The organism is Candidatus Pelagibacter sp. PS_37 (assembly GCF_059417825.1).
Map to the genome: position 1 here is coordinate 331,988 of NZ_CM182067.1, position 15,816 is coordinate 347,803.

20 protein-coding genes, 1 pseudogene and 1 riboswitch are annotated in these 15,816 nt (G+C 30.6%); of the genes and pseudogenes, 10 read left to right on the top strand and 11 right to left on the bottom strand.

Annotated features, from left to right (window positions below; genetic code table 11):
- Positions 1 to 16 precede the first annotated feature (16 nt).
- Positions 17 to 187, top strand: coding sequence for a hypothetical protein (locus tag AC5SL9_RS01740; protein ID WP_006997167.1), 171 nt, complete (start codon positions 17 to 19; stop codon positions 185 to 187).
- A 6-nt stretch (positions 188 to 193) separates the two neighbouring features.
- On the opposite strand, the gene glnA is transcribed toward AC5SL9_RS01740, so the two are convergent.
- Entirely contained in the window at positions 194 to 1,600 is a 1,407-nt protein-coding gene (glnA, locus tag AC5SL9_RS01745; protein WP_494574384.1) for a type I glutamate--ammonia ligase, read from the bottom strand.
- A 146-nt stretch (positions 1,601 to 1,746) separates the two neighbouring features.
- Between glnA and AC5SL9_RS01750 the strand changes: the two genes are divergently transcribed.
- Both AC5SL9_RS01750 and AC5SL9_RS01755 read left to right on the top strand, forming a co-directional pair.
- Positions 1,747 to 2,226, top strand: coding sequence for a YbaK/EbsC family protein (locus AC5SL9_RS01750; protein WP_494574233.1), 480 nt, complete (start codon positions 1,747 to 1,749; stop codon positions 2,224 to 2,226).
- The gene (locus AC5SL9_RS01755; RefSeq protein ID WP_494574234.1) at positions 2,223 to 3,110 is read left to right on the top strand and encodes a DMT family transporter; all 888 of its coding nucleotides are present in this window, start codon (positions 2,223 to 2,225) and stop codon (positions 3,108 to 3,110) included. Before AC5SL9_RS01750 ends, AC5SL9_RS01755 begins: the two co-directional genes overlap by 4 nt.
- On the opposite strand, the gene AC5SL9_RS01760 is transcribed toward AC5SL9_RS01755, so the two are convergent.
- The 3 genes from AC5SL9_RS01760 to AC5SL9_RS01770 all read right to left on the bottom strand — a co-directional run bounded on the left by AC5SL9_RS01760 (position 3,103) and on the right by AC5SL9_RS01770 (position 5,539).
- Entirely contained in the window at positions 3,103 to 4,011 is a 909-nt protein-coding gene (locus tag AC5SL9_RS01760) for a homocysteine S-methyltransferase family protein (RefSeq protein ID WP_494574235.1), read from the bottom strand. The two genes, AC5SL9_RS01755 and AC5SL9_RS01760, sit on opposite strands and share 8 nt — an antisense overlap.
- A gap of 9 nt (positions 4,012 to 4,020) precedes the next feature.
- Positions 4,021 to 4,084: riboswitch (SAM riboswitch) on the bottom strand.
- 88 nt (positions 4,085 to 4,172) lie between these two features.
- The gene (locus AC5SL9_RS01765) at positions 4,173 to 4,763 is read right to left on the bottom strand and encodes a 2OG-Fe(II) oxygenase family protein (RefSeq protein WP_494574236.1); all 591 of its coding nucleotides are present in this window, start codon (positions 4,761 to 4,763) and stop codon (positions 4,173 to 4,175) included.
- 29 nt (positions 4,764 to 4,792) lie between these two features.
- Entirely contained in the window at positions 4,793 to 5,539 is a 747-nt protein-coding gene (locus AC5SL9_RS01770) for a sulfite exporter TauE/SafE family protein (RefSeq protein ID WP_271627128.1), read from the bottom strand.
- 18 nt (positions 5,540 to 5,557) lie between these two features.
- Here AC5SL9_RS01770 and AC5SL9_RS01775 point away from each other — a divergent pair, with 18 nt between their 5' ends.
- Complete coding sequence (locus AC5SL9_RS01775) at positions 5,558 to 6,058, top strand: molybdenum cofactor synthesis domain-containing protein (protein ID WP_018413982.1); 501 nt, start codon at positions 5,558 to 5,560, stop codon at positions 6,056 to 6,058.
- Here the strand turns inward: AC5SL9_RS01775 and AC5SL9_RS01780 are convergent, their stop codons facing one another.
- The gene (locus AC5SL9_RS01780; RefSeq protein ID WP_271616996.1) at positions 6,059 to 6,304 is read right to left on the bottom strand and encodes a DUF1244 domain-containing protein; all 246 of its coding nucleotides are present in this window, start codon (positions 6,302 to 6,304) and stop codon (positions 6,059 to 6,061) included.
- Positions 6,305 to 6,394: 90 nt separating this feature from the next.
- Here AC5SL9_RS01780 and AC5SL9_RS01785 point away from each other — a divergent pair.
- Positions 6,395 to 6,556 (top strand): annotated as a pseudogene (locus AC5SL9_RS01785) (DUF779 domain-containing protein); the annotation flags it as partial.
- On the opposite strand, the gene msrQ reads toward AC5SL9_RS01785, so the two are convergent.
- Genes msrQ through moaA form a run of 6 tightly spaced genes read right to left on the bottom strand, consistent with a single transcriptional unit; the run spans position 6,553 to position 10,301 of the window.
- A complete protein-coding gene (msrQ, locus tag AC5SL9_RS01790) occupies positions 6,553 to 7,122 on the bottom strand; it encodes a protein-methionine-sulfoxide reductase heme-binding subunit MsrQ (protein WP_494574237.1) in 570 nt (189 codons plus the stop codon). The pseudogene AC5SL9_RS01785 and the gene msrQ sit on opposite strands and share 4 nt — an antisense overlap.
- A gap of 24 nt (positions 7,123 to 7,146) precedes the next feature.
- Positions 7,147 to 8,052, bottom strand: coding sequence for a protein-methionine-sulfoxide reductase catalytic subunit MsrP (gene msrP / locus AC5SL9_RS01795; RefSeq protein ID WP_494574238.1), 906 nt, complete (start codon positions 8,050 to 8,052; stop codon positions 7,147 to 7,149).
- Positions 8,039 to 8,491, bottom strand: coding sequence for a molybdopterin synthase catalytic subunit (locus AC5SL9_RS01800; RefSeq protein WP_494574239.1), 453 nt, complete (start codon positions 8,489 to 8,491; stop codon positions 8,039 to 8,041). The genes msrP and AC5SL9_RS01800 overlap by 14 nt, the downstream gene beginning before the upstream one ends.
- Entirely contained in the window at positions 8,491 to 8,760 is a 270-nt protein-coding gene (locus tag AC5SL9_RS01805; protein WP_020169255.1) for a hypothetical protein, read from the bottom strand. The genes AC5SL9_RS01800 and AC5SL9_RS01805 overlap by 1 nt, the downstream gene beginning before the upstream one ends.
- Positions 8,761 to 8,762: 2 nt before the next feature.
- The gene (gene moaC, locus AC5SL9_RS01810) at positions 8,763 to 9,308 is read right to left on the bottom strand and encodes a cyclic pyranopterin monophosphate synthase MoaC (protein WP_020169256.1); all 546 of its coding nucleotides are present in this window, start codon (positions 9,306 to 9,308) and stop codon (positions 8,763 to 8,765) included.
- Positions 9,309 to 10,301, bottom strand: coding sequence for a GTP 3',8-cyclase MoaA (gene moaA / locus AC5SL9_RS01815; RefSeq protein ID WP_494574240.1), 993 nt, complete (start codon positions 10,299 to 10,301; stop codon positions 9,309 to 9,311).
- A gap of 35 nt (positions 10,302 to 10,336) precedes the next feature.
- On the opposite strand from moaA, the gene AC5SL9_RS01820 reads away from it, so the two are divergent.
- The 5 genes from AC5SL9_RS01820 (at position 10,337) to AC5SL9_RS01840 (ending at position 15,793) form a co-directional block, all read left to right on the top strand.
- The gene (locus tag AC5SL9_RS01820) at positions 10,337 to 11,158 is read left to right on the top strand and encodes a phytanoyl-CoA dioxygenase family protein (RefSeq protein ID WP_494574241.1); all 822 of its coding nucleotides are present in this window, start codon (positions 10,337 to 10,339) and stop codon (positions 11,156 to 11,158) included.
- A gap of 34 nt (positions 11,159 to 11,192) precedes the next feature.
- A complete protein-coding gene (locus tag AC5SL9_RS01825; protein WP_494574242.1) occupies positions 11,193 to 12,635 on the top strand; it encodes an NAD-dependent succinate-semialdehyde dehydrogenase in 1,443 nt (480 codons plus the stop codon).
- Between the two features lie 45 nt (positions 12,636 to 12,680).
- Positions 12,681 to 13,427, top strand: a complete 747-nt coding sequence (locus AC5SL9_RS01830; RefSeq protein ID WP_494574243.1) for an SDR family NAD(P)-dependent oxidoreductase — start codon at positions 12,681 to 12,683, stop codon at positions 13,425 to 13,427.
- Positions 13,428 to 13,429: 2 nt separating this feature from the next.
- Positions 13,430 to 14,332, top strand: coding sequence for an ROK family protein (locus AC5SL9_RS01835; protein WP_494574244.1), 903 nt, complete (start codon positions 13,430 to 13,432; stop codon positions 14,330 to 14,332).
- Positions 14,333 to 14,533: 201 nt separating this feature from the next.
- On the top strand, positions 14,534 to 15,793 hold the full coding sequence (locus AC5SL9_RS01840) for an ABC transporter substrate-binding protein (RefSeq protein WP_006997146.1): 1,260 nt from the start codon (positions 14,534 to 14,536) through the stop codon (positions 15,791 to 15,793).
- The last annotated feature ends 23 nt before the right edge of the window (positions 15,794 to 15,816 follow it).

Consider the following 15,816-nt stretch of genomic DNA (forward strand, 5'->3'; position numbering starts at 1 on the left):
ATGGTATTAATTAGTCATGAATAAATTTGAATTTAAAAATCTTGTTAAATCTTTAGAAAAGTCACTGAAAGAAAGAACTTTTTTTAAGACTCTTAGAAAAGAAGTAAACACTGGTGCTAACGGCACACAGGATTACGTTGTCAAAAAAGGAATTAACAAAGATACAATCGCAACAACTAGACAGTAATTAGTCTTAACTGCTGTAATACATCTCAAACTCTACAGGATGAGGTGCGTGTTCAAATCTATGTATCTCTTCAAATTTTAATGCAATGTAAGCATCAATTTGATCATCAGTAAATACACCACCTTCAGTTAAAAATTCTCTATCTTTATCTAAACTTTCCATTGCTTCTCTTAATGATCCACAAACAGTCGGAATGTTTTTAACTTCTTCTGGAGGTAATTCATAAAGATCTTTATCAAAAGATTCACCTGGATGTATTTTATTTTTAATTCCGTCTAAACCAGCCATAAGCATAGCAGCAAAAGTTAAATAAGGATTTCCTGAAGCATCAGGAAATCTTATTTCACATCTTGCACCATTTTTACTTAATGAAATTGGTATACGACATGAAGCAGATCTATTTCTTGCAGAGTAGGCAAGCAGAACAGGGGCTTCAAAACCTGGAATTAATCTTTTGTAACTATTTGTTGTAGCATTTGAAAAAGCATTAATTGCTTTTGCATGTTTCAAAATACCACCAATATAGTGAAGTGCTGTTTCAGATAACCCTGCATAAGCATCACCAGAAAAAACTGGTTTGTCGTCTTTCCAAATTGATTGATGAATGTGCATACCTGAACCGTTATCTCCTGCAATCGGCTTTGGCATAAAAGTTGCTGTTTTTCCAAATGAATGTGTAACCATTTGAACTACATATTTATATAATTGAACATTATCAGCTTGATCAACAAGTGTTCCAAAGTACATACCAAGTTCATGTTGACTTGGTGCTACTTCATGGTGATGTTTTTCAACTTTAATACCTACCTCTTTTAAACTTTTTAAGTATTCACCTCTCATATCTTGTTCACTATCAACTGGAGGGACTGGAAAGTAACCACCTTTTACTGGAGGTCTATGACCCATATTTCCATTTGCATACTCTGTTCCAGAATTATAAGGACCTTCTTTACTATCTATTTTAAAACCAGTGTTGTTTGGATCATTATTAATTCTAACATCATCAAAAACAAAAAATTCAGGTTCAGGACCAAAAAAAGCTTTATCACCAATGCCAGATTTTTTTAAATATGCTTCTGCCTTTTTAGCTGTTCCTCTTGGGTCTCTCTCATAAAGAGATCTTTTAACAGCATCTAAAATATCACAAAAAAGGATTAGAGTATTATGAGATGTAAAAGGGTCCATAATCATTCTAGAAGTATCAGGTATTAAAATCATGTCAGACTCGTTAATTGCCTTCCAACCAGCAATAGATGAACCATCAAAAAATACACCTTCATTTAACATTTCTTCATCAACGATAGTGTGATCCATTGTTAAATGTTGAAGTTTTCCTCGAGGGTCAGTAAATCTTAAATCAACAAATTCAACTTCTTTTTCCTTCATGAATTTTAGAACATTGGCAGCAGTCATAGTTTCTCCTTTTTTAAATTTTGTGGTCAATTAATAACAAATGTTTCTTTAATAATATTGCTTGAATAATAAATATCACCTATGCGTTTTTTACATATGAATTACAACATTATTTGTTAAATTATCAATCAATTATTAGTTGAAATATGAGCTTATTAGATAAAGAACCTGTTAAAAGAGCTGAAAAATTTCTTAAAAACTTTGACCACTCCTTAGAGGTAATAGTTTTAGAAAATTCAGCAAGAACAGCACAGGATGCAGCAACAGCTTTAGCTTGTGATGTAGGTGCAATTGTCAAAAGCTTATTATTTAAAGCGGAAAATACTTTTATATTATGCTTAGTAGCAGGCGATAAGAGGTGTTCATTAAATAAACTAAAAAAAGTTAAAGATAAAAAAGATATTTCAATGGCATCACCAGAAGAAGTTAAGACACAAACGGGCTATACAATAGGGGGTGTCTCACCTGTTGGGCATTTAGAGAGAATTGAAATTATAATAGACAATTCTTTAGAAAGGTTTAATGAATTGTTTGCTGCAGCAGGACATCCAAACTGTGTATTTAAAACAAACTATAACGATATTCAAAAGATTACGAATGGAAAAGTTGAAGATATAATTGAATGAGACAACCTAGATTAATTGATTATACATTATTAGTAGTTTTAGCTTTAATATGGGCATCAGCTTTTTTTAATATCAAAATTGCAACAGAATCTTTTGGACCAATTATGATTGCATTCTTGAGAGTTTTTTTTGGATCAATTCCAGTATTATTATTATGCTTTTATAAAAAAATTAAGATTGAAGCATTTTCCAAAGATTGGTATTGGTTTGCTATAATAGGATTTGTCAATTTGGTATTACCTTTTTTCTTAATAGCTTACGGTGTGAAATCTGTACAAAGTAATTTGGCAGCAATCTTAATGTCAACAACACCCTTGAGTTCAACAATATTGGGTCACTTTTATACAAAAAATGAAAAGTTCAATTTAGTTAAAACTTTTGGAATACTAATTGGTTTTTCAGGAATTATTTATTTGTTTTCAGATAATCTATTAATAAATGATAGTAATTTTATTTCTGCGTTATTAATATTACTTGGGTCAACTTGTTATGTTATTGGAGGAGTTTTAACTCTTAAAATTAGTAAGAAAAAGAATGAAAATGTAACAGGCTCTATATTAATTTGGGCTGTCCTAATCTTAATACCATTTGTTTATTTTATTGAAAAACCATGGAACTCGGTTCCAAGCGTTGAATCTACAATATCAGTAGTTTATCTAGGAATGGTTTCAACAGGTGTTGCTTGGTTGCTAAGATTTAAAATTCTAAAAGATAATGGTCTTATATTTCAATCACAAGTCTCTTACTTAATTCCAATATTCGGTACTATATTGAGTTATATTTTTTTAAAAGAAATAATAACACCTAAAATTTTATTATCTTTATTAGCAGTCGTTGTTGGAATTTACTTTGTTAAAAAAGCAGATCAAAAAAAGACTACTTAAACTGAACCATTTCTTTAATATGAGAAGGTCTCGTTTCGCAACATCCACCTAAAATAGTAGCACCAGCATTTTTAAATTTTTTAACAAAATTTGCCATCAATTCAGGTGTTAAATCTTTTCTTTGACCCAAAAATTCATTTGGGTTACCAGTTTTACTGACATTATAACTATTAGTATAACCATCTTTAGGATTAGTTGTCACAAAAGCATTAAGCTTAAATCCAAATGGAACACCTAAATTTTTTACTTCTTCTAAATTTTCATAAAAGTTTTCAGGAGAAACACAGGATAAAATTAATCCTAGTAAATTATTATGATTAATATTGTTAATAATATCTGATATTTTTTCACCACTTGGAAGATTTATTCCCTCAGAAATGTGAGCACCTATTAAGTATGGCTTATTAAATTCTTCAATTGCTTCAATTGCTAATTTAAACTCTTTTACACTAGATAAAACATCTAAGTAAAAAAAATCAATATAAGGATCTAATAATTTTGCTTGATCATAAAAGTTTTGCTTAATTTCATCATCTGGTCTTGTATCTTCTTCGTATGTTAAATATTGAGGTGGAAGACCGCCTGCAATTAACACATTAGGATATTGTTCTTTAGCTTTCTTAGCTATTTCACCAGCTTTTTTGTTTAAGTATTCAAACTTATCTTCAATTTTATTATCACGTAATCTTATTCGTCTTGTAGTAAAGGTTGCTGTAACAATAACTTCAGCACCCGCTTTAATAAAGTCTAAATGTGTGTCTAGTAAGAGTTGATGGTATTCTTCTTTTAAAACAGCATTTGCACTCCACAATGTGCCGTTTGGCTTCATACCACGAGCTAACAATTCTTGTCCCATACCACCATCTAAAATTCGTGTTGTTTTAAAAAAATTAATATCCATTTTTATTCCTTACTTTTTTAGTGCCTTAGCTCTATGCCAGGTGCACAATACAGTTCAACTACCTTTACCAATTATATAATGATTTCCTTTTTAGCAGTTAGTACCTGCAATATGGATCAAATCGGTTAACTATTTATATATCTATTAGACTGATTAGTAAATCACTTCTTGAATAATATTTTAGCATTAAATGAGAAGGATCTTCTCTCACCATCAACGTTAAATGGATAAGCTGTGTGCATTAAATAATTTGGAAAAATCAATAGGTCTCCTAATTTAGGGTTTAAATTATAGATACTTTTACTTAAAAAGTTTTTTTGACCATTAATAAAATCAATAGTTCCATTAGTTTTAATCTTTTTATTCTTAACTAGTTTATTTTGATTCATATTTTTTGGGATTTTAAGATAGCCAACACCTGACAGTTGTCCTTCATGATAATGAATTGGATTATATTCATTTTTTAATTGCCTAACCACCCATAGATTTATTATCTTAATTTCTTTAATTTTTTTAACACCTGACTTATCAAGGTAAACTTTAATATTTTTTATTAATTTTTTAGACAAACTCTTATTAATTAAAGTTTTAGGTATCTTAATTTCATTCTTAATTTGACTTGCAAGTTTAGGGCTATAATCATTTTTTTTAGATAATTGGGACTTATCAACGTGATTATTTAATATAGTAATAATTTTTTTGGATAACTTTGTTTTTCCTATAGTGGGTCCAAATGCTCTAAATGTTTTCATAATCTTTCTATAATAATTTAATACTTCTGTTATGCAAACAACTTCAGTCCCATTCGAATAGCGACAAATATGACAAGTCCCGATGTGACTAGAGCTAATATTCTTGCAGGAAAAATTTTAAGATTTAAATAGTTTCCAAGCTGGCCGCCTATTAAAACAAACAGAAATAATGGCCAATAATCATAAATTCCATTTATTGTTGATGCCTTTGTAAATTGGCCAGCAAGTCCTGATAAAGAATTAATCAGTATGAATAATGATGCTGCTGTTGCAATGTTTTTTGCTTTATCTACTCTAATTAATAACAATATAGGGCTTAAGAAAATTCCACCACCAATTCCAACTACACCAGACACAAATCCAACAGATGCACCAATTAATATCGATAATATTTTTGGTATCTTGTTATAAACTTCAATTTTTTGATCAAAAGATTGAAATTTCATGAGAAGTAGAACTCCTGCTAGTGCTAAGACTAAAAAAAGTAAAATTTCAAAAATTTCTTTATCTACCGATAAAGATCCTCCTATGAATGCAAGTGGCACAGATGATATCAAATATGGGGTAAGGATCTTAAAATTGATATTTCCAGCTTTAATATAATTTATACAATTTCCTGATACGACAATAATATTACAAAAGAGAGCAATTACAGGAAAGATCAAGTAAGGAATATCCCAAATTAATAGAAGGGCTAGATAGGTAGAGCCACCACCAAAGCCAACACTTGAATATAAAGTTGCTGTTAGAAGAAATAAAAATGATAATATAATCATAATAATTATTTTAAATTTATGATTGTAAATATAGCACTTTTAACTGTTACGGACACCAGAACTTTTGAGAACGATAAGTCCGGTGCGATCTTAGTAAAAAAAATAGAAGAGGCTAAACATAAATTAATAGATAGAAAAATTTGTAAAGATAACAAAGATGACATCATTAAAATCCTTAAAGATTGGATTAATCAATCAGAAATAGATGTTGTAATTACAACAGGGGGCACTGGGCTTACAGGTCGAGATATTACACCAGAGGCAGTAAACGAGATAGCTGACAAGCATATTCCAGGTTTTGGAGAGGTGTTTAGAACAATAAGTTTAAAAACAGTTGGTACATCTGCCATTCAATCTAGAGCTTGTGCAGTACTAGCTAATGGCAAATATGTATTTGCTTTGCCAGGTTCTTCAGGGGGAGTAACGGATGCCTGGGATGGAATTTTAAAACATCAGTTAGATATAAATCATAAACCTTGTAATTTTGTAGAACTTTTTCCAAGGCTTAAAGAAAAATAATTATTTTTGATATTTTTCTTTCCACTCAGTATAAGGCATACCATAAACATGCTCACGTGCATCTAAGTCTGAAATTTCAATACCTTTTTTCTCTGCTTCTTCTCGATACCATTTTGATAAACAGTTTCTGCAAAAGCCAGCAAGGTTCATAATATCTATATTTTGAACATCTTTTCGTTCATCTAGATGTTTGAGCAATCTTTCAAATGTAGCAGACTGTAATTCTTTTTTTATATTATTATCCATAACTAAATTATTAGACACATTTCAATTAAGCACAAGATGTAGACTATATTCAATCTTAAGTAGAAAATAATAATATAATTAATGGATCTTTTTTACATAAGTGAAACTCAACATGAAGCATGGAAAAATACAGATTTAATTATTGATTGCATTCAAGGTATGGGTGGAATGTTTTCACTTGATAATGGAACTGGCAGAAGATTTTTAACAAGATCTGAGATTTGCGTTCCTGAAAAAAAATCAATTAATTAATTAAATTTCATTTTAACTCTTAGTGTAAGTAAAATTACTATAATAATAAGATAAATCAAAGGTTCAACTGTAACTACTTTAACTAACCATAAGTAGTGAATAATTCCTAATAAAGAAATTATATAAACAAGCTTGTGTAGTTTTTTCCACTTGTCTCTCAATAACCTTATCATTCGTTTAGATGAAGTAAGAGCAAGTGGCACTAATAAAAGCCAAGCTAAAAATCCAGCAAATATAAATTTCTTTTTTATAATATCATCACCAATACTAGACCAATCAAAACGATAATCTATTCCAACATATGTCATCATGTGTGCTGATGCATAAAAAAAAACAAACAAGCCAAACATTCTCCTATAGCTAATCCAAAAATTTAATTTAGTAAATTTTTTTAAAGGAGTCATTGCAAGAGTGATTATGATAAAACGAAGTGTCCACTCACCAGTTACATGTGTTATTTTTTTCACAGGTTCCGGACCTAATTGATTAAAAATAATTTGATAAACAATGATTAATATTGGCAGTAAACAAAAAAAGAAAATTGGTATTTTTATATATTTCTGCATGCTTTATAAAACAAATTTATGTATCTAAAAGTTTTTCTTTAAATCCATACCTGAATATAAATGTGCAACTTCATCACCATACCCATTAAACATTTCAGTCTCAATTCTAGGAGCTAAAATACCTTCACCTATGATACGTTCTGTGGCTTGTGACCACCTAGGATGTGATACGTTTGGATTAACATTTGAATAAAACCCATATTCTCTTGGGGACGATCTCATCCAAGATGAGGTAGGCATATTTTCAACTAATTTTATTTTAACAATTGCTTTTGCACTTTTAAAACCATATTTCCAAGGAACGAAAATTCTTAATGGAGCTCCATTCTGATTGGGCAATGCCTTTCCATAAACCCCTGTAACAACTGTTGTTATGGGATGCATCGCCTCATCAATTCTTAGACCTTCTCTATATGGCCAATTTAGAACAGGGTATCTTTGACCTTTCATTTGTTCAGGATCATAAACACTTTCAAACTCAACAAACTTTGCTGTATTTTTTATTGATACTTTATTAAGTAATTTGCTAAGAGAAAATCCCATCCAAGGGATAACCATTGACCAACCCTCAACACACCTTAGTTTGTAGATTCTTTCTTCCGAAGGAAATAAAGAAATTATTTCTTCAGCTGAAATTGTAACTGGATTTTCTACTTCCCCTTCAATAGTTACACTCCAAGGTTTAGTAACAAATTCTTGTGAATTTCTATAAGGATCACTTTTACTGGTACCAAATTCATAATAATTGTTATACGTCGTAATATCTTCATATGATGTTAGCTTAGTTTTACTTTGTGAATAAGCATTGTTTAAGAATGGTATACTGCTTAAAGATATTGAACCAACACCAAGCCCAATTGATTTAATAAATTTTCTTCTTTTATTGTAAATTAATTCTGGTGTAATTTCTGAATGTTTATATTTTTTCATTTTTAATAGGATTACCCTTTAACCATTCACTTTGATCATTTTTATAATGTTCTTTTTTCCAAATTGGTGATCTTTTTTTGATTTCTTCAATTATATACCTAGATAATACGTAAGCTTCATCTCTATGTTTGCAGGCAACAGCGATAATTATACTAGTTTCTCCAAGCCCCACATAGCCCTTTATATGCTCTATAAAGACTGCTTTATCTATAATTTTAAGTTTTTCAGTTGTTTCTTTATAAATCTCCTCAAAACTTTTTAATACTAGTTCGTCATGACTATCATAAGTTATACCAATAACTTCTTTATTTTCATTAATGTTTCTGACTGTGCCATTAAAAATAATTGATGCACCATATGAGGAGGATTTTATAAATGCTTCTGCATCAGAAGTTTTTATTTTATTTTTTTCAATATCAATAATTTTTGCATGTAACATCAGCCACCACCTATTGGAGGTATAATCCCAATTTTTTGATCTTTTGTAATTTTAAAATTATCATTAACAATATTATTATCTTCAGAGCAAAAAGCAGAGCTTTTAACTATTTTTATAAAATCTTCATTACCTTTAAAATTAATATCCAAGTAATCTATGATTTCTCTCCTTAAATCTTTGATTTCAATTTTTTCTTTAATATCAAATTCTAAGTAATCTTTATTGCTAAAATCTCTACTTGCTCCAAATAACTCAAGTTTAATTTTCATGTTTAAAAAATATCTTTTAAAAACTCTGGTAGTCCGTCAGGATTGATCCATAGACCACTTTTTCCACCCTCTTTAATTAATAATTTCACATTATCAATTTTAAGATGTGGGTTTACAATTTTACTAAGATCATAGATTGTAATTAATGCAGCATTAACACCCATAATAGCTTCCATTTCTACACCAGTTTTTGCAACAGCTGACACAACACAAAAAACCTCTAAAGAGCTATCATCTTCATGCATGATAATTTTTGTTGCAGTATGATCTATTGGAAGTGGGTGACATAATGGAATTAATTCACTAGTTTTTTTAACACCTAAAATTGCTGAAACTTCAGCTAAAGTGATCGGATCACCTTTAGGCATTTCTTTATTTCTAATTAGATTAAAAACTTCTTTTCCTACATAAATTCTTCCAGAAGCTAACGCTCTTCTAAATGTTTCTTTTTTTGATGAAACATCAATCATGTTAAAAGAATTTTTTTTAAAAATTTCTTTAGCCCAGTCTTTTAATTTTTCCTCGTTTATCACTTTTAAGTTTGTCATTTATCCTCCAGTACTAGATAAATTTGGAGTAATTCCAGTATCTCCAAGCTCTAAATAATGTGACTCTTTTTTAAGATGCAATTGTTTTATGATAAGATCAACAAGCTCATCTTTTTGAGTATCATCTTGCAATAGATGTCTGATGCTAATTCCAGTATTCCCAAATAAACATAATCTTAGATCTCCTCTAGAGGTAACTCTTAATCTATTACAAGTTTGGCAAAAATCTTTAGTATAAGGAGCAATTAATCCAAATTTACCCTTAAAATTTGGATGTATAAAATTTAATGAAGGGCCCGCATCTTTCCCATAAGTTTGCGGTATCCAGTTATTTTTCTCTAAATAATCTTTGAATAATTTAGAGGAAACATGATTTTTTTTAAAATATTCTAAATTATCACCAGTTTGCATCAATTCTATAAATCTAAAATCAATATTGTTATCTTTTATGAAATTTCCAAATTTTTCAAATTTTTCATAGGTATCATTAATACCTTTGAGTAAAACGGCATTAATTTTTATATTTTTAAAATCTAGTTTTTGTAAAATCTTTATGCCTTCTAAAATTTCATTAAGCCTGTCATGTCCTGTTAGTTTTTTAAAAGTTTCTCTATTTAAACTGTCAATACTAATATTTATTCCATCTAAACCAGCTTCAAATAATTGTTCTGCAATTTTGTTTAAACGATAACCATTAGTTGTCATTGTTACTTTGGGTATATTGGAATTTTGCTTCATATCTTTTAAGATATCAAAAAAGTCTTTTCTAACTGTTGGTTCTCCACCAGTTAATCTAATTTTACAAACACCCAATTCAGACAATGCTTTTGTCAATCTGGATATTTCTTCTGCAGACATAAAACTTCTCGTGTCACCAGGTGTCTTTTTATATCCTTGTGGCAAACAATAGGTACAACTGTAATTACATACATCTGTAATTGATAATCTTATGTAGGGAAATTTTCTTCCAAAAGTATCACTTAGTAATTTCATCTTATATTTATTACATTATATTATAATAATAATATATGAGCAAAATTATTACCAAATCAGAACTGGATCTATTTAAAAAAGATGGAGCTGTCTTAATCAAGGGTAAATTTGATAACGCATGGATTGACAGGTTAAAAACAGGGATTAATAAAGCCAAAGAAAACCCTAGTCCTCGATTTGTAAATCATACTAAAGATCAAAATCAACCTGGATATTATGAGGATTTTTGGACTTGGGATTTGCATGAAGAATTTAGAGATTTCGTGTTTAAATCTCCTACTGCAAAAATTGCAGCAGAACTTTTGGAAGCAAAAAAAATTAATTTAGTAATGGATAATTGGTTTTTTAGAGAAGCAGGGTCAAAATCATTACCCCCTTTTCATCACGATATATCATATTTTGATTTTGAAGGATCTATGTGTGTTTTGTGGATACCACTTGAACCAATAAAAAAAGAGGATGGTATAGCATGGGTTAAAGGTTCTCATTTGTGGGATAAATTATTCCTAAGAACGCGGTTTAATGACGGCCATGAAGTTGATGGTGAACCAGGGATTGTTAATGGAAAAAAATATGAATTAACTCCCGATATATTAAAAAATAAAAATGATTATGAGTTTTTGCAGTGGGATCTAGATATTGGGGATTGTATTTATTTCGATATTAGAACATTACATGGAGGATTAGATACCGTTATACCAAATAGAGATATACATCGTTACACATTAAGAATGGCAAAAGAAAATTCGCAGATTATTTATAGGGGAGAATGGGCAAGAGAGGAAAGGTCTATTATGGAAGCTAATGGCTATAAAAATGGTGATAAATTAGAAGGTATAATGTTTCCAAAACTTTGATCTTTAGGATAAAAGTAGTAAAAATTTATAAATTATGTACGAAAAATTTGGACAATTTATTGATGGTAACTGGTCTCCTTCAGCAGACAAGGGAACTTATGAGGTTATCAATCCAGCAACAGAAGAAATTTTAGGTCATGCTTCTAAAGCAACATCTGTTGATGTTGATAAAGCATTAAAGTCAGCTGAAAAAGGATTACAAATCTGGAAAAAAACAACACCCTGGGACAGATCTTATATTCTTAGACGTATAGCAGATAAACTTCGAGAGAAAAAAGATTTATTAGCTAAATGGATGACTTTAGAAAATGGAAAACCTTTAGCAGAAGGTGTTGGTGAAACAAACGGAGCAGCAGACATTTTTGAATGGAATGCTGAAGAGACAAAAAGAATTTTTGGACAAACTATTGAAAGTAGATTTGAAGACACAAGAGTTCATGTTTATTATCAACCAGTTGGAGTTGTAGCAGCATTATCGCCTTGGAATTTTCCACTTATTTTAGCAGCTAGAAAAATATCTACTGCACTTGCTGCAGGGTGTTCGGTAATTATTAAACCTGATACAATTACACCTGGTGTAGTAATGGAGTTGGTTGATATTTGTAGAGAATGTGGGGTTCCACCAGGAGCAGTTAATCTTTTATCAGGCGATCCACCAAGCATAGCCTCTCAATTAATTCAATCAGATATAGTTAAAAAAATTTCAATTACTGGATCTTTAAGAGTTGGAAAATTAATTTTAAAACAAGCTGCTGATAAAGTTCAAAGAGTAACAATGGAGTTAAGTGGTCATTCTCCTTTTATAGTTTTTGATGATGCTGATGTTAAAAAAGCAGCTGATATGGCTATCGCTGCAAAATTTAGAAATAATGGACAAGTCTGTATTTCTCCTAATAGATTTTACATCCATGAATCAAAAAAAGAAGAATTTATTAATTTATTTATCGAAAAAACTAAAAAGTTAAAAATTGGAAATGGAATGGATCCAGACACTCAATTAGGTCCATTAACAACTCAAAAAAGATTGGAAGAAATTGAAGAGTTGGTTGAAAAAACCAAGCAGGAAGGTGCTAAAGTTTTATTAGGTGGAAAAAGACCAGCAGGCTTTAATAAAGGTTTTTATTATGAGCCAACAATTTTTGATGATGTAAAAGATGATTTTACCATTATGAAACAAGAACCATTTGGACCATTAGTTCCAATGTTGTCATTTAAATCTTTTGATGAAGTTATTAAAAGAGCTAACAATAATGACCTTGGTTTATGTAGTTATGTTTGTACTAATTCAATGGAAACAGCTCATCTGGCATCAGAAAAATTAGAAACTGGATCTGTAGCAGTTAATACAGGAGTTGTTGCGGTTGCTGAGGCACCATTTGGTGGGATAAAACAGAGTGGATACGGAAGAGAAGGTGGATCAATGGCTATCAAAGATTATCTAAATGTTAAATATACTCACATGGGTATTAAGGGCTAATAAATAAAGTTGAATTAAACAAATCCTTAATTAAAATTTTTATTTATGAATAATTATAATTTAAAGAGCAGAGTAGCAATAGTAACAGGTGGTGCACAAGGTTTTGGTTTTGCAATTACAAAAAGGTTTTTAGAATCAGGCGCTGAAGTTATAATTTGGGATATCGATCAAAAAGCTGTCGATGAAGCATTAAAAGAGCTTTCATCCGAAAAATGTAGTCATCAAATAGTTGATGTAACTAACTTCAGTGACATAACAAAAAATATTGAAAAAATTACCAAAGAAAAAAATATTGATATTTTTATTAATAATGCTGGAATGGCAGGTAAAAATACACAAGTTTGGAATTATCCAAATGATGAATGGTTAAAAGTAATGAACTTAGATTTAAATTCAGTTTTTTATTGCTGTAAAGCAATAGCACCTCACATGATTAAGAATAATTATGGAAGAATAGTAAATATTGCATCTATTGCAGGAAAAGAGGGTAATCCAAATGCTAGTGCATATAGTACTGCAAAAGCGGGTGTTATAGGACTTACAAAATCGTTAGGTAAAGAATTAGCTGATAAAAATATTGCCGTTAATGCTGTAACGCCAGCAGCAGCTAAGACTAGAATTTTCGATCAAATGACTGAAGAACATATAAATTATATGTTATCAAAAATTCCAAGAAATAGATTTGCTAAAGTTGATGAGTTAGCGTCATTAGTTACTTGGTTAGCTGCAGAAGAGAATTCTTTTTCAACTGCTGCAGTTTTTGATTTAAGTGGTGGAAGAGCAACATATTAATTATGCAAATTGGATTTGACGTTGGTGCCACAAAAATAGAAAGTGTCATTTTAAAAGATAATGGTGAAGAAGTTGACAGAAGTAGAAGAGACTGTCCAAAAGATTATATTTCAATAGTTCAAACCATAAAAGATGTTGTAGTTGAGCTAGAAAAAAAACATAATAAAACATTACCAGTTGGTGTATGTCATCCAGGTGTTCATTCTCCACAAACAGGACTAGTTAAAAATGCGCCTAACTGTGTTTGGATTGAAAAAAAACCTTTTCAAAAAAGTCTTCGTGAAGCTCTAAATAGAGAAGTTTTTTGTGAAAATGATGGAAATTGTTTTGCATTATCTGAAGCAATAGATGGTGCTGGTAAACATTATAAAATTGTATACGGAATTATTCTTGGATCTGGTGCAGGAGGTGGATTGGTTATAGATAAACAGATTGTTTCAGGACCTAATGGTGTTGCTGGGGAATGGGGTCATAATCAACTACCATTTATAGCTGCCCAAAAAGAGGAGCTCAAGACATTAAATCTAAGAGATGCAGAGGTTGAAAGTTTTGTATCAGGATTAGGGTTGGCTAAAAGATTTAATAAAAAGTATAAAAAAAATTTGAAAGCTAATGAAATATTTGAACTCTATAGAAGACATGAATTAGATGCAGAAAAAATGATAGAGGAATTTAAGACTAATCTTGCAATGTCTTTAGCTACTATAGTTAATATTCTTGACCCAGATGTTTTTATATTTGGTGGTGGTGTTACAAATGAAATAGATTTTTTTGATGAGATAGAAAACTTAACTAAAAAATATGTTATAGGCAAAGAATATGAAGGTGTTTTCTTAAAACCCAAATATGGAGATGCCAGTGGAGTTAGGGGTGCGGCAAGATTAGGTAGAAAATCAAGCTATTAAATTTTCATATCTATCAAAAAGTGAAAAAATTTTTTTTATAAAATTTTTTATTCAAATAAAACATAGTTTAATTTAAAAATAATTAAATCAATCTTAGGTTGTAGAAAAAGTTTTTTGTTTAGGTTTTTTTGTTTTTTTAATAAGTTAATTTTTTAAATTAATTGATCGATTAATTATATTAACTAAAAAGAGGAAAATAAAATGAAAATGAAGAAACTGATAGTTGCTTTAATAGCTCTAGCTCTTACTCCAAGTGTTTCATTTGCAGCACCTAAGGCTGAGGTATTGCACTGGTGGACAGGTGGTGGTGAAGCAAAAGCTTTAAAAGTATTACAAGATGAGTTTGCTGCACAAAATGGAGTTTGGTTAGACATGCCTGTTTCTGGTGGTGGTGGAGATGCAGCAATGCAAACACTAAAAGCTAGAATAGTTGCTAACGATGCACCAGCAGCAGCTCAAATTAAAGGTCCTACAATTCAAGAGTACGATGAAGAGGGTGTAGTTGCACCTTACAATATTGATGCTGTTGCAAAAAAAGAGGGTTGGGACAATCTTTTAAGTAAGCAAGTTGCTAGTCATATGAAATGTGATGATGGTAAAGCGTATTGTGCTGCACCTGTAAACATTCACAGAATTGACTGGATCTGGGCTAATAAAAAAGTTCTAGATTCTAATGGTATTAAAATGCCTTCTACTTGGGCAGAGTTTAATGCTGCTGCGGATAAACTACAAGCAAATGGAATTATTCCTTTAGCTCATGGTAGTCAACCTTGGCAAGATGCAACAGTATTTGAAGCTGTAGCTCTTGGTGTCGGTGGTAATGATTTCTACAGAAAAGCTTTTGTAGATTTAGATGCTGCTACGTTAGGTGGATCAACTATGACTAAAGTGTTTGATCAAATGAGAAAACTTAAAGGTTACACTGATGCTGGTTCTCCAGGTAGAGACTGGAACGTTGCTACTGGTATGGTAATGGAAGGCAAAGCTGCTTTTCAAATCATGGGTGATTGGGCAAAAGGTGAATTTGCTGCTAACAACATGGCACCAGGAAAAGATTATATCTGTGCGCCAACTCCATCTAACAATGGATATCTTTACAATGTAGACTCATTTATTTTCTACAAAGTTAAAGGTAAAGATAAAGTTGAAGGTCAAAAACTACTTGCTAGCTTAATGATGGGAAAAAACTTCCAAAAAGTTTTCAACATCTATAAAGGTTCGATACCTGCAAGATTAGATGTTTCTATGGATGAGTTTGATATGTGTGCTAAAAAATCAAACGCAGACTTAAAAACTGCTGGTTCTAAGGGTGGATTACTACCAAGTTTTGCTCACGGTATGGCATTAAGACTTGCACAAAAAGGTGCTATTCAAGATGTAGTTACTGAGCATTTCAATTCAAATATGTCTTCATCTGATGCTGCTAAAAAACTAGCTGCAGCAGTTAAGGCTTCGCTATAATAAAAAAAAGTACGTTAAAATCT